Source organism: Pedococcus sp. KACC 23699, from assembly GCF_045348425.1.
Classification (GTDB): domain Bacteria; phylum Actinomycetota; class Actinomycetes; order Actinomycetales; family Dermatophilaceae; genus Pedococcus.
In genome coordinates, this window is record NZ_CP157483.1 from 3,844,284 (window position 1) to 3,869,434 (window position 25,151).

The following is a 25,151-nucleotide window of genomic DNA, read 5'->3' on the forward strand; positions in this document are numbered from 1 at the left end:
GGCTACGTCAGCGACCCACCGCGAGTGTGGAGGGTGTCAGCACGGTGACCGCGCCGGGCACGACCTGGACCGTGAGGGGCAGTGGTCCGAACCGTTCACCGTCGGCGTAGGCGATGATCCCCGCCGCCTCCAGGGTCACCTCGCGACCCCGAAGGATCTCGACCGCCGGGTGCCCCACGTGCGCGCCCTTGAAGACCTTGGGGAACACTTTGAGGAACTCCAGGGTGCTGATCTCGTGCAGGACCAGGACGTCGACCAGCCCGTCGTCCATCCGTGCGTCGGGGAGCACCTGCATCCCGCCGCCGTAGCTCGGCCCGTTGCCCACGGCCACGAGCATCGCCCGCATCTCGTGGCGGACGCCGTCGACGGTGACCGCGTACGGGATCGCCCTGAACGTCGGCAGCTCGCGCAGGATGGCGAGGTTGTAGCGCATCTGGCCCTTTGGCCACGGCCAGGTGTTGGCGCGCTCGTTGACGACGGAGTCGAAGCCCGCCCCCAGGACTCCCCCGAACCACCGTGTCCCGCCGTGCTCGTCGGTGCTGCAGACGGCGTCGATCACCCGTGGCACCCCGGTCGTCACGAGGTCCGCTGCTCGCACCGGGTCGTGCACGGGGAGGCCGAGGCCGCGGGCGATGTCGTTGCCGGTCCCGGCGGCGATGAGGGCCAGCGGCACCTTGGTCTCGGCGGCGAGGTTGATGCCGAGGTGCGCCATCCCGTCCCCACCGACCACGGCGAGGACGTCGATCCCCTGGGCGATGGCGCCGAGCGCGCGGTCCCGCGCTGCGGCATACGTCTCGTCGGAGAGGTCGAGGACCTCGTGGCCGGCGGCCCGCATCCGCTGGGCCACCTCCAGGCCCAGGCTCATGCCGCGGTTCTTGCCCGAGGTCGGGTTCACGACCAGCCCGATGCGCTTGCTCACGCGCGGAGGCTACCGCCCACGAGGCGACCGTCGTCGCCGGACCGCACGGCCGGCCTAGAGCGCCGACGCCTCGTCGTCCGACACGTCCACCCAGTCGGGTCGGCTCTTGCGCTTGCGCCGCTCGATGAGCTTGCTGACGGCGATGGCCAGGAAGTAGAGCACCGTCAGGGGGATGGCCATGAGGAACATCGTGAAGGCGTCCGGGGTGGGCGTGGCGATGGCCGAGAGCACGAAGATGCCGAAGATCGCCGGCCGCCACGCCTTGAGCATCGCCGACGCCGGGAGGATGCCGATGGCGTTGAGGGCAACGAGGAAGACGGGCAGCAGGAACGCGGCGCCGAAGACGAGGATGAACCGCGTCACGAAGCTGAAGTACTCCGACACCTGCTGGATGTTCGAGGCCCCCGCCGGCGTGAACCCGTAGAGGACGGCCAGCACGGCAGGCAGGACGTAGTAGGCGAGGGCGCAGCCGGCGAGGAACAGCGGGAAGATCGCGCCGATGAACATCAGCGAGATGTTGCGTTCCTTCTTGGTCAGGCCGGGGACGATGAACGCCCAGACCTGGTAGAGCCAAACGGGGCTCGAGACGATGACGCCGACGAAGATCGAGAGGCTGACCTGCTGGGAGAACGCCGCGGTCGCGTTGCCGAAGTTGAGGCTGATGACGCTGTGCGGGTTGGCCAGCTTGTAGTCGTTGAAGGGCGCGGAGAGCTTCGCGTAGACCTGCGGGTAGAAGATCCAGCCGAGCACCCCGCCGACGAGGACGGTGACGGCCGAGACGAGGAACCGGCGGCGCAGCTCCCGCAGGTGGTCACCGAGCGTCATCCGCCCTTCAGGGGTGCGGGCACGCCGGAAGGCCATGGTCGGTGTCAGGTGCTCGGGTGGATCGGGGCGGTGGGTCTAGGCGCTCAGAGACCGGTGCTGTTGTCGGTGCGCGGGCTGTTGTCCTCGCGGATGGGCGAGGTCCCCGTCGTGCCCGGCGTCGCACCGGGGGTGTAGCCGGCCGTGCCGGGGGCGTTGTGGTCACGCACCGTCTCACCGGGGACGGTGTCGGAGCTGGCCGCGCTCTTGCCGTCGTTCTTCATCTCGTGCACCTCGGACTTGAAGATGCGCATGGAGCGGCCGATGCTGCGGGCCGCGTCGGGGAGGCGCTTGAAGCCGAAGAGCACCACCAGCAGAACCAGCAGGACGACGAGGTGCCAGCCTTCGAAGAGTCCGCGACCCATGGGAATCAATCCTCTCGATCGCCGGTGCGGCGACCTGATGGTGGTGATGGTGGTCCGGTCGAGATCGGTGACGACCTCGCCGGTGCTCCTAGTCTAGATGCCTGGCCCAGGCGGGGCGGCGAGAAGCCTGACGGGCGCGCCGCTGCTGCTTCAACGAGGCACGGGTGGCCTCGCGTTCCCGGCGCAGCTGGCGCGGGTCGTCGAAGATCGCGGGTTGGACCGGAGGCTGCGGATCTCCGAGGCGGTCGGCCTGCGCCTGCAGCGCCGCCACGGTGTCGGACGCCCGGCGGACCTCGGCGCCCAGCTCCTTGACCTGGCCCCACAGACCCCACGCACGCGTCGCGAGGTAGCCCAACGCCACCAGCGCGAGCAGCACCCAGATCAGAACCCACCACCACATGCGTCCGACCCTACCCGCCGGCGCCGGTGGCGGGTTCGACGCCGTATGCCGCGAGCGCCGCGGTCGCGCCCTCGGTCACCGAGGCGGCCAGCTCTGCTGGGGCGACGACCGTGCCGTGCCCGCCGAGGCGCCACACGAGGCGCCGCAGCCACAACGTGTCGGCGGTGCGCAGGGTGACGGTCAGAGAGGTGCCGTCGGGCGCCGTCTCCACCGTCTCCACGGGGTAGTAGTCGGCGACCCAGGCGGCGCCCTGACCGAGCCTCAGCGTGACGAGCGTGTCGTCGGCACGCGGTGTGAAGGTGCCCGCGTCGAGGTCGCGCAGTTCCGCCTGCGGGGGCGGGGTGCCGTCGACGTCGAGCACCTCGAGCGCCTCGATCCGGTCCATCCGGAACAGGCGGGTGTCCTGGGCCCGGTGGCACCAGCCCTCGAGGTACCACTTCGCGTCGAGGTTGACCACGCGCATGGGGTCGACGTCGCGCTCGGTCGACTCGTCGCGGCTGGGCACGAGGTAGCGCAGGTGCACGCGCCGGTGGCCCTCGACCGCCCGACGGGCGTCGGAGAGCAGGCCCGCCTCGACGCCCTCGCTGATGGCGACCTCGACCCGCGCTGCCGCCTCGGCGCTGGCGCCGGTCGCCTCCTCGAGCTTGGCCATGGCCCGCTCGATGGCATCGCGCTCCCCCAGCCCGGGGACGGCGGCGAGCGCGCGCAGACCGACCATCAGGGTCAGCGCCTCGTCACGCCCGAGGCGCAGGGGGCGGGCGATGGTGTCGGCGTTGGTGACGAACACCCGCCCGTTCTCCCACTGCGCATCGATGAGCTCGTCGGGCATCTGGCCGTACCCGCACAGGTAGAGCAGGCGCAGGTCGGTGTCGAGCTGCTCGACGGTGATGCCGAGCTCGGCCGCGGCCTGCTCGGTGTCGATGCCCTGGCGGTTGACCAGCCACGGCACCATGGTCAGCAGCCGCGTCAACCGCGCGGTCGCGGTCTCGGGCGTGCTCATGCCGCACCTGCTCCGTGGGCGGCGAGCGCCCCCTGGAGGCGCGCGACGACGAGCTCACGGACCTCGGCCGGCTCGTCGACGACCACGTCCGCGCCATACCCGCTCACCTCGTCGGCGAAGGCGTAGGGGTCGGTGAACGGCACGTCGAGGACGGTCCACTCCCCCTCGACGGCGCCGACCGTTCCGCGCCGGCGCAGCGACTGACCCCGGCCCTCACGCACCCGGACGACCGAGGGGCGCGGCTCCTGCTCGCCCACGGTGCTGCGGATCATCTCCTGGGCACGGTGGTCCGCCGGTACGGTGTAGGGCTCGGCCTTGCGCACGACGGACACCTCGCCATCGATCCGGGACAGGCGGAACACGCGCGACGCGTCGCGGTCGAGGTCGAACCCGGTGAGGTACCAGCGGCCGTGCCACGAAGCGAGTCCCCACGGCTGGACGCGACGGGTGTTGACCTCGCCCTGGCCACCGGTGCGGTAGCCGAAGGAGATCGTCTGCTGGCCGACGACGGCGTTCTTCACCTGCTCGAACGCCGGCTCGCTCGTCCCGAGCCGGGGCTCGATGCCGATGAGCGAGTCGCCGTCGCGCTCGATGCCGGCGGCCTTGAGCTTGCGCAGGGCCTGGGCGGCCGGGCCGGCCAGCGATGCGTGCGCCCACGTCCGGCTGGCCAGCCCGAGGACCGCCAGCTCGTCGGGCTCGAACTCGATGTCGGGCAGGGCGTACTCGCGCTGGTCGATCCGGTAGCCCACCTCGTCGTCCCAGACTCCGCCGATCTCGGCGGTGACCAGCGGGATGCCGAGCTCGCGCAGCTCGTCCTTGTCGCGCTCGAACATCCGGTCGAAGGCCTCGCCGCTGGCGGCGTCGCCGTACTGCGGCACGATGTCGCGGATCTTGGACTTGGGCAGCGGCCGGCGGGTGTAGAGCAGGCAGAGCACGAGGTTGAGCAGGCGCTCGGTCTTGGCCGCCGGACCGTTGGGTGAACTCACCCGCCCGACGCTACCGGAGTCGTGCGCACGGTCCGTGGCTAGTCTGCGTGTCGTGATGCAGTGGCGTGAGGGCACGGTGCAGGAGGTGCGTGGCCGGTGGCCGGGCGCCGTGGAGTATGCCGTGCGGCTGGCGGGTGACGACGGTGACCTCGTGCGAGCGCTGGCCTACACCGCCCTCGTCGGCGAGCCACAGGTCGGTGACCGCGTGCTGCTCAACGCCTCCGCACTGCTGCGTGGCCTTGGCACCGGCGGGCTCGCGTTCGTCGTGGCGGCGCCCGACCGGCTCCCCGCCGACCCGCCTGCCGACCCGACGACAGCATCAGGCCACATCGTCAAGGCGCGGTACACCCCGCAGCAGCAGATGTTCATGGCGGTCGACGAGCAGGACAGCCCGCACCACGCGGCCCTGACCTCGGGGGCGGCGGACGCCGGCGACCTGCAGGGCCTGCCCGTGGTCGTGGCCGACCTGCACTCCGCCCTGCCCGCCGTCCTGGCCGGGCTGCGGGCCGAACGCCCCGACGCCCGCGTCGTCTACCTCATGCCCGACGGCGGCGCCCTGCCGATCGCCTTCTCGCGAGCGGTCGCGGGCCTGCGCGAGGCGGGTTGGCTGCACAGCACGGTGACGGTGGGCCAGGCCTACGGCGGCGAGCACGAGGCCGTCACCCTGCACTCCGGCCTGCTCGCCGCCAAGCACGTCCTGGCAGCCGACGTGGCCGTCGTCATCCAGGGCCCGGGCAACGTCGGCACCGGCACCAGCTGGGGCTACACCGGCGTGGCGGCCGGCGAGGCCCTCAACGCCGCGTCCACCCTGCGCGGACGCGGGGTCGGCGCGCTGCGCGTGTCGGACGCCGACGCCCGCGAACGGCACCGCGGGATCTCCCACCACAGCCGCACGGCATACGGGCGGATCGCCCTGGTGCCCGCAGACCTGGTCGTCACCCACCCCACGGGCGAGTTCGGTGAGCTGGTGCTGCGCCAGGCCTGCGAGCTGGTGGCCGAGGCGTCCGGCCCGGTGCGCCTCGCGCAGGTCGAGGAGGACGGTCTCGACGAGGCGCTGCGCGGCTCACCCGTGAGGCTGTCGACCATGGGCCGCGGCCTGGACGAGGACCACGCAGCCTTCCTCTACAGCGCAGCAGCCGGGCGGTATGCCGCCCGGCTGCTGGATGGTGCTGGTGGCTGAGGGAGCTCAGCCGGTGGGGTCCGCGGTCAGCGGACGTCCACGAGGTCGACCACGAAGATCAGCGTCTCGCCCGGCTTGATCGCGCCGCCCGCGCCGCGGTCGCCGTAGGCGAGGTGAGCGGGGATCGTGAGCTTGCGACGGCCGCCGACCTTCATGCCGACGATGCCGTCGTCCCAGCCGCGGATGACCTGGCCGACGCCGAGGCGGAAGTCCAGGGGTGCTCCACGGCCCCACGACGAGTCGAACTCCTCGCCGGTGGAGTGAGCCACTCCGACGTAGTGGGCCGAGATCGTGTCACCCGCGCCGGCCTCCTGGCCGTCACCCTCGGTGACGTCCTCGATGACGAGCTCGGTGGGGGCGACGTCGCCGGGGAAGTCGATCTCCGGCTTGGTGGTCTTGGGGTCGAAACCCATGCTGGTGCTCCTGTCTGGTGGTGTCGCGCCGGGGGCGCGGGGTGGGATGGGGGTCAGTAGGCCGCGAGGATGTCGACGACGAACACGAGGGTGTCCGTGCCGCTGATCTTCGGGGGGCTGCCGGCGGCGCCGTAGCCGTCGGCCGGCGGCACGACCATGAGGACCCGGCTGCCGACGGTCTTGCCGACGAGCTGGGCGTCCCAGGCCTTGATGACCTGCTGCTTGCCGATGACGGTCTCGAAGTATCCCTGCGGCGAGCTCGCCGAGGAGTCGAAGACCTTTCCGTCCTTCCAGAGCGCGCCGGTGTAGGTGACGCGGATGGTCTGGCCGGCCTGCACCTTGGCGCCCGAGCCCTCGATGAGGTTCTGACCCACGGTCTTGGTCGGCGGCTTCTTCCCCTTGGGGATGGTGATCGCGGCGGGCTTGCCGCTCTCGACCTTGACGGCCGGCAGGTCGGCGGAGGGCTTGACCGCCTTGCCCTCGGCGCTGGCCAGGGGTTTGGTCGCGGACAGCACGTCCATGAGGAAGACGACGGTGTCCGTGCCGCCGACCTTGATGTCGGTGTTGCCCTGGGCGCCGAAGGCGTCCTTCGGGGGCACTGCGACGAGCACGCGCGAGCCGACCTTCTGGTTGGCCAGGCCCTTCTTCAGGCCGGGCAGCAGGCTCTGCGTCCCCAGGCTGAGCCCGAGGTTCTGCTTGCCGTAGTTGGTGTCGAGGACCGAGGAGTCCTTGGCGTTCAGCAGGACGTACTTCACGCTGACGATCTCGTCGTTCGTGACGACGGGGCCGTTGCCGGCCTTGACGACCCGGGTCGTGGTCTCGGTGACGGACAGGGGCTTCGGCGTGATCGCCACGGTCGGCGCGCTGGTGTCGCTGCCTCCGGAGACGGTGATGCCGTCCAACGGCGAGGACGCCTTGGAGTTGTCGGAGTTGCCGCAGGCCGTCAGGGCCAGCAGGGCGGTCAGGGCGCCCGCCATCACCGCGAGGCGACGGTTGGGGCGGGAGGAACGGGGACGCACAGGCACGATGGAGGACTTTCGCTGGGGGCGGTGGACCAGCGACCACCATAACCGCGCAGTCTGGCAATCCCCGCAACGCGGTCCGTGCACCGCGAGCAGGCTCAGCCGCGCATGCCCTCGATGAGCCGGTCCACGCGGGCGTCGACGGCGGCGAACGGGTCCTTGCACAGGACGGTGCGCTGGGCCTGGTCGTTGAGCTTGAGGTGTACCCAGTCCACCGTGAAGTCGCGGCGGTGCTCCTGGGCGGCCTTGATGAAGTCGCCGCGCAGCTTGGCCCGGGTGGTCTGCGGCGGCACCGTCTTGGCCTCGAAGACCTCGGGGTCGGTGCACAGGCGGGCGGCCCGGCCGTGCTTCTGCAGGACGTAGAACAACCCGCGCCGGCGGTTGACGTCGTGGTAGGCGAGGTCGAGCTGGGCGATCCGCGGGTGCTCCATCGGCAGGTCGTGCTTGGCCATGTAGCCGGTGATGAGCTTGTGCTTGATGACCCAGTCGATCTCGGTGTCGACCAGCGACAGGTTGCCGGTGTCGACCGCCGTGAGCGTGCGCTCCCACAGGTCGAGGACCTGCTTGTGGATCGGGTCCTCCAGGCCCTCGCGGTCGGCGTACGCCTGCGCCCGCTCGAGGTACTCGGACTGGATCTGCAGCGCGGACAGCTCGCGGCCGTTGGACAGCCGCACCGTCTTGCGGCCCGTCATGTCGTGGCTCATCTCGCGGATGGCGCGGATGGGGTTCTCCAGGGTCAGGTCGCGCACCACCATCCCCGCCTCGATCATCCGGAGCACGAGGTCGGCCGATCCGACCTTGAGCATCGTCGTCGTCTCGCTCATGTTGGAGTCGCCGACGATGACGTGCAGTCGGCGGTACTTCTCGGCGTCGGCGTGCGGCTCGTCGCGGGTGTTGATGATGGGACGCGAGCGCGTCGTGGCCGAGGAGACGCCCTCCCAGATGTGGTCGGCGCGCTGGCTGACGCAGTAGGTCGCGCCCTTGGAGGTCGTCACGACCTTGCCCGCGCCACTGGTGATCTGGCGGCTGACGAGGAAGGGTATGAGCACGTCCGACAGCTGCTGGAACTCGCCGGCCCGACCGACGAGGAAGTTCTCGTGGCAGCCGTAGGAGTTGCCCGCCGAGTCGGTGTTGTTCTTGAAGACGTAGATCTCGCCCTCGATGCCCTCCTCGGTGAGGCGTTCCTGGGCATCGGCCACCAGGCCCTCGATGATGCGCTCCCCCGCCTTGTCGTGGATGACGAGCTGGCGGACGTGGTCGCACTCGGGCGTGGCGTACTCCGGGTGCGACCCCACGTCGAGGTAGAGCCGGGAACCGTTGGAGAGGAAGACGTTGGAGGACCGACCCCACGACACGACCTTGCGGAAGAGGTAGCGCGCGACCTCGTCGGGGGTCAGCCTGCGCTGCCCCTCGAACGTGCACGTGATGCCGTACTCGTTCTCGATCCCGAAGATCCGACGGTCCATGGACACACTCTAGGCTCGAACACCGCTGTCGCCGCGGCGAACCGCTCGTCCCCGCCGTGGTGCGCCCAGCGCGAACACCCTCGACAGGGCGCGGCCCCGCTGGTTGCGTGGGTCCATGAAGATCCTCGTGCTGGGTGGGACCGCGTGGCTGGGTCGGGAGGTGGCCGCCCAGGCGGTGGCGGCCGGGCACGCGGTGACGGCCCTGGCTCGCGGTGAGTCCGGTGGCGTTCCCGCCGGGGTCACGCTCGTGCAGGCGGACCGGACTGCGCCGGGAGCGTACGACGCGGTCTCCGGGACCGCCTGGGACGCGGTCGTCGACCTGGCGCGCCAGCCCAGCCACGTCCGGGGCGCCCTGTCCTCGCTCGCCGGGACCACGCGCTCGTGGGCCTTCGTCTCGTCGGCCTCCGTCTACGCCGCCGACGACGAGCCGGGCGCCGACGAGTCCGCTCGGCTGCTCGACCCCTTCGTCGACGACGACGAGGCCGGGCAGACGTATGGCGCGCGGAAGGTGGCGTGCGAACAGCTGGTGCTCGACGCCGTACCCGACCGGGCCCTGGTCGCCCGCTCGGGACTGATCGCCGGGCCCGGGGACCACACCGACCGGACCGGCTACTGGCCCCTGCGGTTCGCCCACCCGGCGACCGAGGACGGTGCGGTCCTGGTGCCCGACTCCCCCGTCGGCACCCAGGTGCTCGACGTCCGCGACCTCGCGGCCTGGCTGCTGGGGTGCGCGGAGCGGGCGGTGACCGGAGTGGTCAACGCCTCGGGACCGGTGCTTGCCCTGGGCGATCACCTCGAGACCGCCCGCCGGGTGGCGGGCCACACCGGCGAGCTGGTGCCGGTGTCGCAGGAGTGGCTGGCCGGGCACCGGGTCAGCCCCTGGTCCGGGGAGCGGTCGCTGCCCCTGTGGCTCCCGCTGCCCGAGTACGCCGGGATGATGACCCGCAGCACGGCGGCCGCGCAGGCACGAGGGCTGGTGGCCCGTCCCCTCGACCAGACCCTGGAGGACACCCTCGCGTGGGAGGTGTCGCAGGGACCGGGTCGCCCGCGCCGGGCCGGGCTGTCGCCTGCCGACGAGGCGGCTCTCGTCGACCTCGCCCGCACTGCATCCTGAGCCGTCGGGCGAGCACACATCCGGGGAGGCGATGTGGCGCCGCGCGCCATAGGGCGGTGGCCGCCCGGTGCGTAGCGTCAGGGCCGCACCACAGCGGCCGGGACCGACCCGGCCGTTTTCGTCCCGGCCCCGGCACGCACCATGGTCCGGGCCGCGGTCCGGGCCGTGACCTGACGCGACGTCGAGAGGGGACCGCACGTGCGACCGCTGACCGAGCAGGTGGCCGTCGACGGCGGGTCGCTCACGGTGCACCGCCTGACGCAGGCCCCTGACGGCGCCCCGGTCGTCGTGGCCCTGCACAGCATCTCCTCGAACGCCCTCGCCTGGGTGCCGGTGGCACGACGGCTCGACGGCCTGGTCCACGTCCTCGCGCCCGACATGCGCGGCAGGGCGGAGAGCTCGCACCTGCGCTCCGCCGGTCTGGCCGACCACGTGGCCGACGTCCACGCCCTCCTGGTCCACTTCGGCGTCACCCGACCGGTCCTCGCCGGCCACGACATGGGGGCGTTCGTCGCGGCCCTGGCCGCCGCCACGCACCCCGAGGACGTCGGGGCGGTGGTGCTCGTCGACGGCGGCCTCGCCTTTCCCTCCCCCGGCTCGCTGTTCAACGCCATCGCCGACGTGGACGAGGTGCTGCACAGCATCATCGGGCCGGCGATGGACCGGCTGTCGATGACCTTCGACGACGACGCTGCCTACCTCGCCCACTGGGGTGTCCACCCGACCCTGGGCCCCCACCTCGACGGGGCGTCCGGCCCCGCGCTCGCGGCCTACCTCCTGCACGACCTCGCAGGCCCTCGCGGGCAGATGCGGTCGACCTCGTCGCTGGAGTCCGTGCGGGCGGACTGGGCCGACCTCGTGTCGGACCCCGCCACCCTCAGCGCCGTCCACACGATGCAGTGCTCCGCCACGCTGCTGTACGCCGGTCGCGGACCGCTGGGCCAGCCCGAGGGTCTCTACACCGCCGACCGGATCGCCGCGGCCCACCTGCCCCCGGACGTGACCGTCCGGGGGCTCGACTCCGACCACTACGGCGTGCTGCTGGACCCGGCCAGCGTGGCGGCGGTGGCCGACGCCCTGACGGTCTCGGCGGGTCCACCATCCGGACGGGGCATCCACACCTCGGTCAGGTAACGGCATGTTTGGTCTCGACAAACATCGCGTTACCTCGACAAGGAGCCCTTCATGGCCACGCTGCGACTGGGCGACGACGCCCCCGACTTCACCGCCCAGACCACCGAGGGCGAGCTGACGTTCCACGACTGGAAGGGCGACGGCTGGGCCGTGCTGTTCAGCCACCCCGCCGACTTCACGCCCGTCTGCACGACCGAGCTCGGACGCGTCGCCCAGCTCAAGGACGAGTGGGCCCGTCGCAACACCAAGGTGCTCGCCGTGTCGGTCGACGGCCTTGACGACCACCATGCCTGGAAGTCCGACATCGAGGCGGTCGCGGGTGCGTCCGTGGACTACCCGATCGTCGCCGACGAGGACCGCAACGTCGCCGAGCTCTACGACATGATCCACCCGGGCGCCGGCGACACGTCCCCCGTCCGCTCGGTCTTCCTCATCGACCCGGCGGGCAAGGTGCGCCTCTCGCTGACCTACCCCAAGAGCGCCGGCCGCAACTTCGACGAGATCCTTCGGGCGCTGGATGCCTTGCAGGTCAATGACTCCGGGCCGTTCTCGACCCCCGCGGACTGGAAGGCCGGCGACCGCGTCATCGTGGCTCCCACCGTGTCAACCGAGGACGCGCAGGCCAGGTTCAAGGGCGTCGAGGTGGTCAAGCCCTACCTGCGCTACGCGGACGTGCCCACCGCCTGACGGGCAGGGCGGCCCGGCGCGGCCTACGTTGGGAGCATGGCAACCACCAGCTCCCCCGAGGTCCTGTCCGTCGACGTGGAGGGCGGCTCCATGCCCGCCGACCTCCACCTGCCCGCGTCCGGCGCGGGCCCGGGCATCGTCCTCTACCAGGAGATCTTCGGCGTCACCGAGTACATCTCGTCCCGGGCGGCCGACCTCGCGGCGCTCGGCTACGTCGTGCTCGTCCCCCACCTCTACTGGCGCCTGGGCGACCCGGTCGTCGAGGAGGGTGGCGAGGGCCTGCCGCGCGCGATGGAGCTCATGGGGCAGTTCGACTGGGAGGCGGGCGTCCGCGACGGTGTGGCCGCCCTCGCTGCCGTCCGCGACCGCCCGGAGGTCCGCGGGCCCGCGGGTGTGGTCGGGTTCTGCTTCGGAGGGGGTATGGCGTTCAACGTCGCCGCCGCAGCCGGTGCCGACCGCGCCGCACCGGACGCGCTCGTGAGCTACTACGGCTCGGCCCTGCCCAGCCTGCTCGGCATCGCGCCGCAGGTCACCTCCCCGAGCCTGCACCACTTCGGGCTCGAGGACGCCTACATCCCGGTGGAGACCGTCGGCGAGATCGAGGCCGCGGTGACGGCGGCCAACGACGACGTCACGTTCCTGACCTATGAGGGCGCCGGGCACGCGTTCGACAACCCCTCGCCGATGTTCCACCACGAGGCGGCCTCGAGCCAGGCCTGGGTGACGACCGAGAGCTGGTTGCTCGAGAAGCTCCCCGTCTGACGGGCTCCCCGTCTCACGCAGGATCCCCGCCCGGCCAGTCGTTCGACTGGCTAGGCGTCCGACTGGCCGGCGGGGCGCTGTGTCTGCGGGTTGGTCGACTCGTCGCGGGGCGACTCACCCGTCAGGGTGTCGTGGCGTCCCGGCGTCGTGTCGTCCTCGACGGGGGCGTCGTGAGTCGGGTCCTCGGTGCTCAGCAGCGCGTCGAGCAGGCCGCCGCCGATCCGGCGGAAGGTGCGCCGCGGTCGCTCCCGGTCCAGCACGGCCACCTCCAGCTGTCCGGCTCCCAGGACGCGGGCCGGGCCACCGGCCGGGTCCTTGGCCAGCAGGTCGACCGCCAGGCGCAGGGCGTCACCGAGCGAGAGTCCCGGGGTCCAGCGTTCCTTGAGCCCCGTCTCGATGGGCTCGGCCGCGCCACCCATGGCGACGAACCCGCGTTCGTCGGCCACCGACCCGTCGTAGGTCAACCGGTAGATCTGGTCCTCGTCGGCGCTGCCGCCGACCTCGGCCACGACGATCTCGACCTCGTAGGGCTTGGACTCCTGGGTGAACACCGTCCCGAGGGTCTGCGCGTAGGCGTTGGCCAGTCCTCGGGCCGTGACGTCGGTCCGGTCGTAGGAGTAGCCGCGCAGGTCGGCGTACCGCACCCCGGCGACGCGCAGGTTCTCGAACTCGTTGTACTTGCCCACGGCGGCGAACGCGATGCGGTCGTAGATCTCGGAGACCTTGTGCAGGGCTCGGGACGGGTTCTCCGCGACGAACGCGATGCCCTTGTCGTAGCCGAGCACGACGACGGACCGACCACGCGCAATACCCTTGCGGGCGTAGTCGGCCCGGTCCTTCATGAGCTGTTCGGGCGAGACGTAGAACGGCATGCTGCTCATCGCGCACCTCCCGGGTTGCCCTGGCGGGCCGCGATGACGGCCTCCACGGTCGTGCGGAGCTCGTCGTCGGTGCGGAAGACCACGCCCTGGCCGCCCACCACGGCGACGGTGGGCCAGATCCGGCGGCCCACGTCGGGACCGCCGGTGGCGGAGTCGTCGTCGGCGGCGTCGTACAGCGCCTCGACAGCCAGCGAGACGGCACCGTCGGCGGACAGGCCCGGCCGCCAGAGCTTCTTCATGGCGCCGCGCGCGAACAGCGAGCCGGAGCCCACGCTGTGGTGGTCGTGCTCCTCGTAGCACCCGCCGGTCACGTCGTAGGAGAAGATCCGGCCCGTGCCCTTGTCCAGGTCGTAGCCCGCGAACAGGGGCACCACGGCCAGGCCCTGCATGGCCATGGCGAGGTTGGCCCGGATCATCGAGGCGAGGCGGTTGGCCTTGCCCTCCAACGACAGCAGCGTCCCCTCGATCTTCTCGTAGTGCTCGAGCTCGACCTGGAACAGCTTGACCAGCTCGATGGCGATGCCCGCGGTGCCGGCGATGCCGACGGCGGAGTACTCGTCGCCTGCGAAGACCTTCTCCATGTCACGGTTGGCGATGAGGTTGCCCATCGTCGCGCGCCGGTCGCCGGCCATGACGACACCCCCGTCGTAGGTGACGGTGACGATGGTGGTGCCGTGCGGTGCCTCGAGGGTGCTCCCGACGGGGAGCGCTCGCCGCGAGGGCAGCAGGTGAGGCGCGTGCGCGCCGACGAAGTCGGTGAAGGACGAGGATCCCGTGGACAGGTATGCCGCGGGGAGCCTCCCCGCGTCCGCGCCTGTGCTCACTGGCCGCCCTTCTGCACGAAGCCGCGGACGAACTCCTCCGCGTTGGACTCGAGCACGCCGTCGATCTCGTCGAGGACGCTGTCGATGTCGGAGTCGAGGTTCTCCTTGCGGGCGGTGGCCTCCGGAGCGGCGGGGGTGGGCTCGGGCGCCTCGTCGGGCGCGTCGTCCCTGCGCTGTGGGCGGCTCTGCTCCTGGCTCGGCATGTCCGTGACCTCTCGCTCGGTGCTGCACGGTGGCGACGTGGGCGCGGGCGCCCGTCCTGCTTCGACCCTAGTCCGAACCTAACCCGATGCCGAGGCCAACTCGCGCAGCAGGGTGGCCGCGTCAGGGCTGCGGTCGAGCAGCGATCCGACGCTTGCCCGCGTGCCCCGCAACGGTTCCAGCATCGGCACCCGTTGGAGGGAGGCGTGGCCCGGGACGTCGAAGATGACCGAGTCCCAGGACGCGGCGGCGATCTGGTCGGGGTACTTCTCCAGGCACTTGCCGCGGAAGTAGGCGCGGGTGTCCTCCGGGGGCTCGCGCACCGCCTCGAGGACGGCCTCGTCGGACACGAGCTCCTCGAAGCGACCCGAGCGGCGCAGCCGGTGGAACAGGCCCTTGTCCGGGCGCACGTCGGACCACTGGATGTCGATGGCGCGCAGGCGCGCGTCCGCCCAGTCCAGCCCGTCCCGGTCGATGTAGCCCTGCATGACCTGCTGCTTGCCGACCCAGTCGACCTCCCGCGCCGCCTCCGACGGGTCCCGCTCGAGCTTGTCGAGCACCAGGGCCCACCACCGCATGACCTCGACGGTGTCGCTGTCCCGCTCGGCGCCATACCTGTCCTGGAGGTAGCGCTCGGCGGCGTCGTGGTAGCGCCAGAGCAGCTGCACCGCGGTGAGCTTGGTCCCGTCACGCAGCTCGACGAGCTGTCGGCAGGTCGGGTCGTGGCTGACCGCCTGAAGGGTCGCGACGGGCCGGGCGACGGTGAGGTCCTCGTGGATGGCTCGGTCCTCGATCATCGCCAGCACCAGCGACGTGGTCCCGAGCTTGAGCAGGTTCGCGACGTCGCAGTGGTTGGCGTCGCCGATGATGACGTGGAGCCGACGGTAGAGGTCGGCCACCGCGTGCGGCTCGTCACGGGTGTTGATGATCGGGCGCTTCAGCGTCGTCTCGAGCCCGACCTCGACCTCGAAGAAGTCGCTGCGCTGGCTGAGCTGGAACCCGGCCCGCCGCGAGTCCACCCCGATGCCCACGCGGCCGGACCCCGTGACCACCTGGCGGGCCACGAAGAACGGCACCAGGTGGCGCACGATGTCGGAGAACGGCGTCTCGCGGCGCATGAGGTAGTTCTCGTGGGTGCCGTAGGACTGACCCTTGCCGTCGGTGTTGTTCTTGTAGAGGTTGACGCCGGGCGGGCCCTGCGAGAGGCGGCGGACCGACTCGGCCATGATCAGCTCGCCGGCGCGGTCCCAAGCCACGGCGGCCCGCGGGGTGGTCACCTCGGGCGAGGAGTACTCGGGGTGGGCGTGGTCGACGTAGAGGCGGGCGCCGTTGGTGAGGACGACGTTGGCCAGCGTGGGGTCCTCCTCGTCGGTGAGCTGGCTCGGGTCGGCCAGCCCCCGGCCCATCTCGAACCCCCGGGCGTCGCGCAGGGGCGCCTCGTCGGCGTAGTCCCACGACGCGTGCGCGGCCCGGATGCCCTGGGCCGAGGCATACGCGTTGACCACCTGGCCGGACAGGATCATCGGGTTGGCGGCAGGGTCGCCGGGCACGGAGATCCCGTACTCCGTCTCGACCCCCATCACCCTGCGGACGGTCATCGGCGGAGCTCGCTGCAGGGTCCGTGCGGTGCGTCCAGGCTCATGGCCTCACCCTAGGTGAGTTAGTTTCTCGGCATGCGTCACTCCCCCACAGCGTTGTACCCCTGGACGGCCGCGCTGACGGCCTTGCTGGACAGGGGACTGCGCCCGCCGGTGGAGCGCCGCACCGTCGAGCAGATCCAGGCCGAGCGCGGGACGGTCACCCCTGACCGGCCGCCGTTCTCGTGGGTCACCGGTGCCGTCGACCGGACCGTCGGCATCACCTACGGCACGGCACCGGCCCGCGACGGGTACTCCATCCCGCTGCGGCTGTACCGCCCGCGGGCCGTGCGCGACACCGAGGCCGACGTCCCCGTGATCGTCTTCCTGCACGGTGGCGGGTTCGTCCAGGGCAACGTCGTCATGTACGACCCGCTCTGCAGCCACCTGGCGGCACAGGTCCGCGCCGTGGTGGTCAGCGTGGACTACCGGCTCGCTCCCGAGCACCGGGCGCCGACCGCCGCACACGACTGCGTCGACGCGACCTCCTGGGTGGCGCAGCGGGCCGACGTGCTGCGGGCCGACACCACGCGGATCGGCCTGTGCGGTGACAGTGCGGGCGGCAACCTCGCGGCGGTCACCGCACAGGTGCTGCGCGACCGGGGTGACTCACCGGTGCGCCACCAGGCGCTGATCTACCCGGCGACCGACATGACGCTGGCCTCCCCGTCGATCCACGAGCTGGCCGGCGCTCCGATGCTCACACGCTCGAGCATCGTCGCCTTCCGCAACCACTACGCGCCTGAGGGCGCGGACCTGCGCGACCCGCTCATCTCCCCGCTGTTCGGGCGCCTCGAAGGGCTGCCGCCCGCCCTGATCCAGACCGCCGACCGGGACCCGCTGCGCGACGACGGCTCGCGCTACGCCGCAGCCCTGCGGGAGGCCGGGGTGCCCGTCCGCCTGACGAACTACGTGCGCGTGCCGCACGGGTTCGCGTCGATACCGGGGGTGGTGCCGAGCGCGGCGCAGCACCGCGCAGAGCTCGTCGCGGAGATGCGGTCCCACCTGGAGGACACGCACGTCCCACAGGTGGCGTCCGGCGGTTAGGCTCGTCCTGCATCATCGGTCGACCGAGGAGCGTCATGCGGGACATCGTGGTTTTCTCCGGCAGCGCCCACCGCGCCCTGGCTCGACGCATCTGCGACGCCCTCGGCGTCGACCTCTCCCCCGCTGACATCACCCGGTTCAGCAACGACTGCCTCCAGGCCCAGCTCCTGGCCAACTGCCGCCAGCGGGACGTCTACATCGTCCAGCCGCTGGTGCCGCCGACGCAGGAGCACCTCATGGAGCTGCTCCTCATGGTCGACGCCGCCCGGGGCGCGTCCGCGGCACAGATCACCGCGGTGATCCCGCACTACGCCTACGCGCGTTCGGACAAGAAGGACGCCTCGCGGATCTCCCTCGGCGGGCGCCTGGTCGCCGACATGCTCGTGGCGGCCGGCGTCGACCGCGTCCTGACGATGACGCTGCACGCTCCGCAGGTCCACGGCTTCTTCTCCGTGCCGGTCGACCACCTCACCGCCATCGGCGTGCTCGCCGACCACTTCCGCGCGGGCGACCTGAGCAGCTCCGTCGTCGTCTCCCCCGACCTCGGCAACGCCAAGACGGCCACCCAGTTCGCCCGACTGCTGGGGCTGCCCGTGGCTGCCGGGTCCAAGCAACGCCTGGCCGACGACCGGGTGATCATCGACTCCATCGTCGGTGACGTCACCGGCAGGCGGGCCATCGTCCTCGATGACGAGATCGCCACCGGCGGCTCGATCGTCGAGCTCCTCGAGCGGCTGCGGGACCTCGGCTGCACCGGGGCCGACGTCGCCTGCACCCACGGCCTGTTTGCAGGCAAGGCCGTCGAGCGCCTGCGCGACCACCCGATGATCGGCGAGGTCGTCACCACCGACACCGTGCCCGCGCCCGCACACTGGCCCGAGCTCCAGGTCCGTTCGGTGGCCCAGCTGTTCGCGGAGGCGATCAAGCGGATCCACGCCGGCGAGTCGGTGAGCAGCCTGTTCGACGGCGTCGACCCGACGCTCTCCCCTCCGCAGGCCACGTTGTTCGACAAGGTGCGCGTGTGAGGCGGGTCGTCCCTGCGTTCCTGCTCGACGCAGCAGCCGTCCTGCTGTTCGCCACGATCGGGCGCGCCAGCCACGAGGAGGGCGTGACCCTCGGTGGTGTCCTGCTGGTCGCCTGGCCGTTCCTCGCGGCCCTTGCGCTGGGCTGGGCGCTGGCGCGCGCCCGCGGCGCCTGGCCGACCGGGCTGCCCGGCTCGGTCGTCGTGTGGCTGACCACCGTGGTGGTCGGGCTCTGCCTGCGGGTGGCCACCGGTGGCGGCTTCGCGTGGAGCTTTGCCGTGGTCACGCTGGTCGTGCTCGGCCTGTTCGTCGTCGGCTGGCGCTGCGTGCGTGAGGTGGGCCGCTTCGTCGGCGAGGGCCTGGCCCGCTGGTCCCACGAGAGGGAGGCCGAGCGGTCCCGGGCCGCCCGCGGCAGCGGCACCCGCCGTTAGCAGCACCTGTGCGGGCCATTTGAGTTTGGTAAGGCTTACCTAATACTCTCCTGCTCGTGGTTGCCCTCCCCCATCTCGTCCCGGCCCGCGGGGCCGTCGGCTTCGTGGCCTCGTTGCGTTCCCGCGGCGACGCCCCGGCCGTGCACACCGGCTCCCGCACCCTGACGTATGCCGCGCTGGCCGACCTCGTCGACGACGCCGCGGCCGCCCTCGGCACCGGCCGCAGGCTCGTCCTGGTCGCCGCCGACAACACCCTCGACGCCCTCGTCACCCACCTGGGGGCCCTGGCCGCCGGGCACGTGCCGCTCCTCGCCCCGGGTGACCGGCCCCAGCACCTCGACCGCCTCGCCGACACGTACGACCCCGACGTCGTGGCCGGGCGCGGACCGCAGGGGTGGCAGGTCGTTCAGCGCCGGGAGGGGTCCATCCACACCCTGCACCCCGACCTGGCGCTCCTGCTGCCGACGTCGGGGTCGACCGGGTCGCCGAAGGTCGTGCGCCTCACCCACGACAACCTCGGCAGCAACGCCGAGGCCATCGCGCAGGCCCTGGCGATCCGACCCACCGACCGCGCGGTCACCAGCCTCCCGCTGCACTACTGCTACGGGCTGTCGGTGGTGCACAGCCACCTCGCCACCGGAGCCGGGATCGTCCTGACCGACCTCTCGGTGGTGGACCCGTGCTTCTGGCAGCTGGTCGACGGCACAGCCGCCACCACCGTGGCCGGAGTGCCGCACACCTTCGAGCTGCTCGAGCGAAGCGGGTTCGCACAGCGCCGGCACCCGTCGCTGCGCGCCGTGACGCAGGCCGGCGGCCGGATGGCCGCCGAGACGGTCCAGCGCTTCGCCCGGCTCGGACGCGAGCAGGGCTGGGAGCTGTTCGTCATGTACGGCCAGACCGAGGCCACCGCCCGGATGGCCGTGCTGCCCCCGGACCTCGTGGAGCATCGCCCCGACTCCGTGGGCGTCCCGGTGCCCGGCGGGTCCTTCCGCATCGAGCCGCTCGGCGAGCTCCACTGCGGATTCGGCGAGCTCGTCTACTCCGGCCCCAACGTCATGCTCGGCTACGCCGAGGACGCCGGGGACCTGCGCCGCGGTCGCGACGTCCTCGAGCTGCACACCGGCGACCTCGCCCGCTTCGGCCCGGACGGCCTGGTCGAGATCGTGGGACGACGCAGCCGGTTCGCCAAGGTCCTCGGGCTGCGGATCGACCTCGAGCAGGTCGAGCAGGACCTGCGCGACGCCGGCCAGCCGACGCACTGCGTCGACCTCGGTGACGCGGTCGGCGTGCTGGCCGAACGATCCGGCGCCGGGGCGCAGGTGACCGACGTGCTCCGCCGGCTGCACGGCATACCCGCGTCGGGGGTCGTCGTCCTCGACGGGCAGCGGGCACCGCGCCTGGCCAACGGCAAGCCCGACTACCCCCGAATGACCGATCTGCTGGGCGATCACCGGGAGGCGCTCCCCGTCTCGACGGAGCTGCCCGGGTCCGACGAGGAGGGACAGCTCGGGCGCGTGGTCGCGCTCTACCGCGAGCTGCTGGACGCACCGCAGGCCACGGAGGGCACGAGCTTCGTGGACCTCGGCGGCGACTCGCTGTCCTACGTCGAGGTGTCCCTGCGGCTCGAGCGGGTCCTGGACGCGCTGCCCACCGGGTGGCACCTCATGGCCCCCCGCGAGCTCGTGGTCGCCGCCCCGTCGGCGGGCAGGCCCTCCCGGAGGTGGCTGCACCGCGTCGAGACCAGCGTCGTGCTGCGTGCCGTGGCGGTGCTGCTCATCCTGGCCAACCACACGCACCTGTCGTTCGTCCCCGGCGGAGCGCACACCCTGCTCGCCCTGGCCGGCTTCAACCTCGCGCGCTTCCAGCTCACCGGCCGCAGCCGCGCCGAGCGCGCGAAGGGGGTCGTGCGCAGCGCCCTGCGCATCTGGGCCCCGAGCGCGGCGTGGATCGGTGTCGTGGCCGTGGTCGCTGGCACCTACGACTGGCGCAACGTGCTGCTGCTCAACCAGGTCCTCGGGGACTGGTCCCGGTGGTCGGACCACTGGCACTACTGGTTCATCGAGGCCGTGGTGGCCCTGCTGCTCGGCACCGCCGCCCTCATGGCCGTGCCCGCCGTGGACCGCTGGGAGCGCCGCCGGCCGTTCGCCTTCCCCGTCGCGCTCGTGGGCCTCGGCCTGCTCACCCGGTATGCCGTGGTGGTGCCCGACGCCGGTCCCTACCGCGGCGCGAACGCCTACGTCCTGATCTGGCTGTTCGCCACCGGCTGGGCGGCGGCGAGGGCCACGACGACGGCCCAGCGGCTGCTCGTGTCGGCGATCCCCGTCCTCACGGTGCCCGGGTTCTGGCCGTCGATGCCGATGCGCGAGGTGACGATCATCGTGGGACTGCTCGTCCTCATCTGGGTGCCGACGATGGTGCTCCCGGCGTTCCTCGGCCGCGCCGCCGCGGTCGTGGCCAGCGCGAGCCTGTTCGTCTACCTCACGCACTTCGTGGTCTACCCGCACCTCATGCACGTCAGCTCGGTGCTGGCCATGGCCGCCTCGCTGGCCGTGGGCGTGGCCTACTGGCGGCTGTGGTCGCGGGTGGAGTCGGCCGCCAGCCGGGTGGTCATCCGTCTGCGTCGCGCCTGACCGTCGCCCCAAACGCGTTTGGGGGTAGGTGCGTGAGCCATGGCTCACCCACCTACCCCCAAACCGGGGAGCTGCAAACGGGTGGGGTCAGAGGTACTGCCCCGTGTTGGCGACGTTGTCGATCGACCGGCCCGGCTCGGTGCCGCTCTTGCCGGTGACCAGGGTGCGGATGTAGACGATCCGCTCGCCCTTCTTGCCGGAGATGCGGGCCCAGTCGTCGGGGTTGGTCGTGTTGGGCAGGTCCTCGTTCTCCTTGAACTCGTCCACGCAGCTCGCGAGCAGGTGGTCGACCCGGATGCCCTTGGCCCCGACCGTGAGGAAGTCCTTGATGGCCATCTTCTTGGCCCGGTCCACGATGTTCTGGATCATCGCCCCGGAGTTGAAGTCCTTGAAGTAGAGGACCTCCTTGTCGCCGTTGGCGTAGGTGACCTCGAGGAAGCGGTTCTCCTCGATCTCGGAGTACATCCGCTCGACCGTGGCGGTGATCATGGCGTCGACCGTCGCCTGGGCCGACCCGTCGTGCTCGGACAGGTCGTGCGGGTGCAGGGGCAGGTCCGCGGTGAGGTACTTGGTGAAGATGTCGCGCGCGCTCTCGGCGTCGGGGCGCTCGATCTTGATCTTCACGTCGAGCCGACCAGGGCGCAGGATCGCCGGGTCGATCATGTCCTCGCGGTTGGAGGCGCCGATGACGATGACGTTCTCGAGGCGCTCGACGCCGTCGATCTCCGAGAGCAGCTGGGGCACGATCGTGGTCTCGACGTCGGAGGAGACGCCCGAGCCGCGGGTGCGGAACAGGCTGTCCATCTCGTCGAAGAACACCACGACCGGCGTGCCGCCCGACGCCTTCTCGCGGGCCCGCTGGAAGATCAGCCGGATGTGTCGCTCGGTCTCCCCGACGTACTTGTTGAGCAGCTCGGGGCCCTTGATGTTGAGGAAGAACGACTTGCCGACCGGCTTGCCCTCCTTCTCGGCGACCTTGCGGGCCAACGATGACGCGACGGCCTTGGCGATGAGGGTCTTGCCACACCCGGGCGGCCCGTAGAGGAGCACTCCCTTGGGGGGCTTGAGCTGGTGCTCGGTGAACAGGTCGGGGTGCAGGTAGGGCAGCTCGACCGCGTCGCGGATGGCCTCGATCTGCCCGGCCAGGCCGCCGATGTCCTCGTAGTCGATGTCGGGGACCTCTTCGAGGACGAGCTCGGAGACCTCGGCCTTGGGGATCCGCTCGTAGACGAAGCCCGACCGCGACTCGAGCATCAGCGCGTCGCCGACCCGGATGGGCTCGCCCTCGAGCGAGTCGGCCATGCGGACGACCCGCTCCTCGTCGGCGTGGGAGACCACCAGGACACGGCCCTCGCCGAGGAGCTCCTTGATCATGACGACCTCGCCGATGCGCTCATACCCGCAGGTCGCCACGACGTTCATCGCCTCGTTGAGGCGCACCTCGCGCCCGCTGGACAGCTCGGCCGGGTCGACCGCCGGGCTCACGGCGACGTGCATCTTGCGTCCGCCGGTGAGGATGTCGACGGTGGCGTCGTCGTAGGACTCGAGGATCACGCCATACGCCGCTGGGGGCTGGGCGAGCCGGTCGACCTCTGACTTCAACGTGACGATCTGCTCGCGCGCCTCCTTGAGGGTGCGCACGAGGCGTTCGTTCTGCGAGGAGATGGTGGCCAGGTTGGACTGGAGCTGCAGGACCCTGGTCTCGAGCTCACGCGAGCGCACCGGCGCGTCGGCGAGCCGCTGCCGCAGGGCGGCGACCTCCTCGGCGAGGAGCTCCGCCTGGCGGCGCTCGTCCCGGTGGTCAGGGGTGTGGGGGTGGCTCTGGTCGGTCATGTCGACTCCCTCGGTGGCGAACCTCGGTCATCGACCGTGCGGGGACGGCCGATACGCCAACCTAACCCCGATCTACTCCGGCGGCGTGGACGTTTCAGTCACAGAACGGCGAACCCGTCGGATCTTCTTGTCTGATGGGACGCGCTCGCCGATGTCCTCGGGCGTGAACTCGCCCTCGCGGCCGAAGCTCGAGTCCTGCACGGGCGCGCCGTCCTCGTCGACGGAGCCCTTGCCGGGGCGGCGCTTGCGCAGCGGCGGGGTCACGCCGGGCGCGAGCCTGCGGGTGGTGATGAGGAAGCCGGTGTGACCGTGCATGCGGTGCTGGGGACGCACCGCGAGGCCCTCGAGGTGCCAGCCACGGACGAGCGACTCCCAGGCCTCGGGCTCGGTGTAGCCCCCGTGTTCCCGGACCCCTTCGGCGACACGGGACAGCTGCGTGGCCGTGGCGACGTAGCAGATGAGCACACCGCCGGGCAGCAGCGCGTCGGCCACGGCGTCGAGGCACTCCCACGGCGCGAGCATGTCGAGGACGACGCGGTCGACGCTGCCGGGCTCGACGTGCTGCGGCAGCTCCTCGACGAGGTCGCCGACGGTGACCTGCCACGCCGGGTGGTCCTGGCCGAAGAAGGCACGGGCGTTGCCCTTGGCGATGTCGGCGAAGTCCTCGCGCCGCTCGAAGGAGTGCACGTGGCCGGTCTCGCCCACGGCCCGCAGCAGGCTCATCGACAGGGCGCCGGAACCCACACCCGCCTCGACCACCCGGGCGCCGGGGAAGATGTCGGCCATGGTGACGATCTGGCCGGCGTCCTTGGGGTAGACGACCGCCGCGCCGCGAGGCATGGACATCACGTAGTCGGACAGCAGCGGGCGCAGGGCGAGGTACTCGACCCCGGCGGTGTTCTTGACCACGGAGCCGTCCGGGCTACCGATGAGGTCGTCGTGCAGGAGGCGTCCGCGGTGGGTGTGGAACTCGCGACCGGCCTCCAGGGTGATGGTGTGCAGGCGCCCCTTCGGGTCGGTCAGCTGCACCCGCTCGCCCGCGGAGAACGTGCCGCGGCGCAGGTGGGCACCGGTGGCGGCGGGCGGGGTCTGGTCCGGCGTGCTGCTCATGGCGGCGAAGTCTAGTTCTCCGTCGGGGGCACCCCGGACCGCCCTCAGCCGTTGAGGGCCCGGCCGATGTCGGCCGCGTGCACCACGCCGACGACGCGGCCGTGGTGCACGACCGCGCCGACCGTGATCCCGAACTCCTGGAGCACCGCGAGGGCCGGCATGACGTCACCCGCAGGGTCCGCGTCGATGACCCAGCCGGGGTCCTGGTGGCTGGCAACGGCGCTGACCGGCGTGTGGGGGCGTGCGTCCGGTGGCACGGAGGAGAGGTGCGCGGCGTCGACGTATGCCGTGGGCCGTCCCCGACCGTCGACCACCACGAGCTCGTTGCCCGGGGTGGCCGGGAGCTCGGCGAGCCGGGCCGTGTCCGGCACGGCGACCGCGGGACGCATCACCTGGGCCAGGCGGATCCTGCCGATGGTGGCCAGGGTCTGGCCGCGCCGGATCGAGTCGGTGGCACCGGCCCACAGGATGGAGGCGATGAGGAGGACCCAGATCCGGCTGAAGTCGACCGGCTGCCCCTGCACCAGGGGCCGGACGAAGAACCACAGGACTCCGAGAACGGTGAGGACGCGACCGCTCCAGCCGGCCACGACCGAACCCTTGTTACGGTCGCCGGTGACCTTCCAGACGAGGCACTCGAGCACCTGCCCGCCGTCCAGCGGCATACCGGGAAGGATGTTGAGGACGGCGAGCGAGCCGTTGATGATGACCAGGCCCTCGACGAACCGACCCGACACGTCACCGGTGACCGAGGGCAGAGCCATCCACGCCAGGGCGGCGAAGACGGCGTTGGACGCGGGCCCGGCAGCGGCGACGAGGGCCATCCGCCCCGGCGTCGTGCGACCGGCCTCCATCGACGTGTGGCCGCCCCAGAGGTTCGCGACGATCCGCACGACCGGCATCCCCGCGAGGCGCGCCGTCACGGCGTGGGCGGCCTCGTGCACCAGGACGCACACGAGCAGGACCAGGGCCTGCCCGATGCCGATGCCGATGCCGACGAGCGGGCGGGTTTGCAGCAGGGGCGCGGCGACGATCGCGGTGATGACGACGGCGATGACGAACCAGCTGGGCGCGAGGTAGACGGGGATGCCCGCGACGCGCGCGATGCGGACCCCGAGGCCGCTCTCCTGTCCGTCCTCGGAGGCAGGGCGCCCGCGGGCGGCAGTCGTCATGCCCTGACAGTACGTGAACCCTCCGTACGCAGGACGCGGCACCGGTCCATACTT

Annotated in this window: 25 protein-coding genes; 9 read left to right on the plus strand and 16 right to left on the minus strand. The window is 71.6% G+C overall.

The features are described 5' to 3' along the window. Positions 1-7: 7 nt before the first annotated feature. The 6 genes from ABEG17_RS18075 to ABEG17_RS18100 all read right to left on the minus strand — a co-directional run bounded on the left by ABEG17_RS18075 (position 8) and on the right by ABEG17_RS18100 (position 4,531). The gene (locus ABEG17_RS18075; RefSeq protein WP_406830875.1) at positions 8-919 is read right to left on the minus strand and encodes a diacylglycerol/lipid kinase family protein; all 912 of its coding nucleotides are present in this window, start codon (positions 917-919) and stop codon (positions 8-10) included. A gap of 54 nt (positions 920-973) precedes the next feature. Beyond that, complete coding sequence (gene tatC / locus ABEG17_RS18080; protein WP_406830876.1) at positions 974-1,780, minus strand: twin-arginine translocase subunit TatC; 807 nt, start codon at positions 1,778-1,780, stop codon at positions 974-976. Positions 1,781-1,827: 47 nt separating this feature from the next. Then, positions 1,828-2,145: a Sec-independent protein translocase subunit TatA gene (gene tatA / locus ABEG17_RS18085; protein ID WP_406830877.1), complete on the minus strand. Its 318-nt coding sequence runs from the start codon at positions 2,143-2,145 to the stop codon at positions 1,828-1,830. An 88-nt stretch (positions 2,146-2,233) separates the two neighbouring features. After that, complete coding sequence (locus ABEG17_RS18090; protein WP_406830878.1) at positions 2,234-2,545, minus strand: hypothetical protein; 312 nt, start codon at positions 2,543-2,545, stop codon at positions 2,234-2,236. A gap of 10 nt (positions 2,546-2,555) precedes the next feature. Continuing rightward, positions 2,556-3,545: a helix-turn-helix transcriptional regulator gene (locus tag ABEG17_RS18095; RefSeq protein WP_406830879.1), complete on the minus strand. Its 990-nt coding sequence runs from the start codon at positions 3,543-3,545 to the stop codon at positions 2,556-2,558. Further along, a complete protein-coding gene (locus tag ABEG17_RS18100) occupies positions 3,542-4,531 on the minus strand; it encodes a helix-turn-helix transcriptional regulator (protein WP_406830880.1) in 990 nt (329 codons plus the stop codon). Before ABEG17_RS18100 ends, ABEG17_RS18095 begins: the two co-directional genes overlap by 4 nt. Positions 4,532-4,583: 52 nt before the next feature. On the opposite strand from ABEG17_RS18100, the gene ABEG17_RS18105 reads away from it, so the two are divergent. Continuing rightward, entirely contained in the window at positions 4,584-5,711 is a 1,128-nt protein-coding gene (locus ABEG17_RS18105; RefSeq protein WP_406830881.1) for a DUF3866 family protein, read from the plus strand. Between the two features lie 26 nt (positions 5,712-5,737). Here the strand turns inward: ABEG17_RS18105 and ABEG17_RS18110 are convergent, their stop codons facing one another. From ABEG17_RS18110 to pafA, 3 genes are all read right to left on the minus strand, one after another. After that, a complete protein-coding gene (locus ABEG17_RS18110; RefSeq protein WP_406830882.1) occupies positions 5,738-6,124 on the minus strand; it encodes an FKBP-type peptidyl-prolyl cis-trans isomerase in 387 nt (128 codons plus the stop codon). 53 nt (positions 6,125-6,177) lie between these two features. Continuing rightward, positions 6,178-7,149: an FKBP-type peptidyl-prolyl cis-trans isomerase gene (locus ABEG17_RS18115; protein WP_406830883.1), complete on the minus strand. Its 972-nt coding sequence runs from the start codon at positions 7,147-7,149 to the stop codon at positions 6,178-6,180. A gap of 95 nt (positions 7,150-7,244) precedes the next feature. Further along, a complete protein-coding gene (gene pafA, locus ABEG17_RS18120; RefSeq protein ID WP_406830884.1) occupies positions 7,245-8,612 on the minus strand; it encodes a Pup--protein ligase in 1,368 nt (455 codons plus the stop codon). A gap of 115 nt (positions 8,613-8,727) precedes the next feature. Here pafA and ABEG17_RS18125 point away from each other — a divergent pair, with 115 nt between their 5' ends. From ABEG17_RS18125 to ABEG17_RS18140, 4 genes are all read left to right on the plus strand, one after another. Next, the gene (locus ABEG17_RS18125; RefSeq protein WP_406830885.1) at positions 8,728-9,726 is read left to right on the plus strand and encodes an NAD-dependent epimerase/dehydratase family protein; all 999 of its coding nucleotides are present in this window, start codon (positions 8,728-8,730) and stop codon (positions 9,724-9,726) included. Between the two features lie 198 nt (positions 9,727-9,924). Next, positions 9,925-10,860 carry an alpha/beta fold hydrolase gene (locus ABEG17_RS18130; RefSeq protein ID WP_406830886.1) on the plus strand — a complete coding sequence of 312 codons (936 nt, stop codon included), beginning with the start codon at positions 9,925-9,927 and terminating at the stop codon, positions 10,858-10,860. A gap of 51 nt (positions 10,861-10,911) precedes the next feature. Then, the gene (locus ABEG17_RS18135; RefSeq protein WP_406830887.1) at positions 10,912-11,547 is read left to right on the plus strand and encodes a peroxiredoxin; all 636 of its coding nucleotides are present in this window, start codon (positions 10,912-10,914) and stop codon (positions 11,545-11,547) included. 36 nt (positions 11,548-11,583) lie between these two features. Further along, positions 11,584-12,309 carry a dienelactone hydrolase family protein gene (locus tag ABEG17_RS18140; RefSeq protein WP_406830888.1) on the plus strand — a complete coding sequence of 242 codons (726 nt, stop codon included), beginning with the start codon at positions 11,584-11,586 and terminating at the stop codon, positions 12,307-12,309. Positions 12,310-12,359: 50 nt separating this feature from the next. Here ABEG17_RS18140 and prcA read toward each other — a convergent pair whose 3' ends face one another. From prcA to dop, 4 genes are all read right to left on the minus strand, one after another. Continuing rightward, entirely contained in the window at positions 12,360-13,190 is an 831-nt protein-coding gene (gene prcA, locus ABEG17_RS18145; RefSeq protein WP_406830889.1) for a proteasome subunit alpha, read from the minus strand. Then, on the minus strand, positions 13,187-14,014 hold the full coding sequence (prcB, locus tag ABEG17_RS18150; protein ID WP_406830890.1) for a proteasome subunit beta: 828 nt from the start codon (positions 14,012-14,014) through the stop codon (positions 13,187-13,189). The genes prcA and prcB overlap by 4 nt, the downstream gene beginning before the upstream one ends. Then, a complete protein-coding gene (locus ABEG17_RS18155; protein ID WP_056914404.1) occupies positions 14,011-14,217 on the minus strand; it encodes a ubiquitin-like protein Pup in 207 nt (68 codons plus the stop codon). Before ABEG17_RS18155 ends, prcB begins: the two co-directional genes overlap by 4 nt. 78 nt (positions 14,218-14,295) lie before the next feature. Further along, positions 14,296-15,813, minus strand: coding sequence for a depupylase/deamidase Dop (gene dop / locus ABEG17_RS18160; RefSeq protein WP_406830891.1), 1,518 nt, complete (start codon positions 15,811-15,813; stop codon positions 14,296-14,298). A 75-nt stretch (positions 15,814-15,888) separates the two neighbouring features. Here dop and ABEG17_RS18165 point away from each other — a divergent pair, with 75 nt between their 5' ends. From ABEG17_RS18165 to ABEG17_RS18180, 4 genes are read left to right on the plus strand one after another with little or no spacing between them, the layout of a single operon-like run. Then, entirely contained in the window at positions 15,889-16,899 is a 1,011-nt protein-coding gene (locus ABEG17_RS18165) for an alpha/beta hydrolase (RefSeq protein WP_406830892.1), read from the plus strand. A 35-nt stretch (positions 16,900-16,934) separates the two neighbouring features. Then, positions 16,935-17,924 (plus strand): ribose-phosphate diphosphokinase, encoded by a 990-nt coding sequence (locus ABEG17_RS18170; RefSeq protein WP_406830893.1) that lies wholly within the window; start codon positions 16,935-16,937, stop codon positions 17,922-17,924. Beyond that, positions 17,921-18,352, plus strand: coding sequence for a DUF3054 domain-containing protein (locus ABEG17_RS18175; protein WP_406830894.1), 432 nt, complete (start codon positions 17,921-17,923; stop codon positions 18,350-18,352). Before ABEG17_RS18170 ends, ABEG17_RS18175 begins: the two co-directional genes overlap by 4 nt. 56 nt (positions 18,353-18,408) lie before the next feature. Beyond that, positions 18,409-20,982, plus strand: a complete 2,574-nt coding sequence (locus tag ABEG17_RS18180) for an AMP-binding protein (protein WP_406830895.1) — start codon at positions 18,409-18,411, stop codon at positions 20,980-20,982. A gap of 87 nt (positions 20,983-21,069) precedes the next feature. Here the strand turns inward: ABEG17_RS18180 and arc are convergent, their stop codons facing one another. The 3 genes from arc to ABEG17_RS18195 all read right to left on the minus strand — a co-directional run bounded on the left by arc (position 21,070) and on the right by ABEG17_RS18195 (position 25,097). Continuing rightward, positions 21,070-22,815, minus strand: a complete 1,746-nt coding sequence (arc, locus tag ABEG17_RS18185) for a proteasome ATPase (protein WP_406830896.1) — start codon at positions 22,813-22,815, stop codon at positions 21,070-21,072. 72 nt (positions 22,816-22,887) lie between these two features. Next, positions 22,888-23,925 carry a tRNA (adenine-N1)-methyltransferase gene (locus tag ABEG17_RS18190; protein ID WP_406830897.1) on the minus strand — a complete coding sequence of 346 codons (1,038 nt, stop codon included), beginning with the start codon at positions 23,923-23,925 and terminating at the stop codon, positions 22,888-22,890. A gap of 44 nt (positions 23,926-23,969) precedes the next feature. Continuing rightward, on the minus strand, positions 23,970-25,097 hold the full coding sequence (locus ABEG17_RS18195; RefSeq protein WP_406830898.1) for a site-2 protease family protein: 1,128 nt from the start codon (positions 25,095-25,097) through the stop codon (positions 23,970-23,972). Positions 25,098-25,151 lie beyond the last annotated feature (54 nt).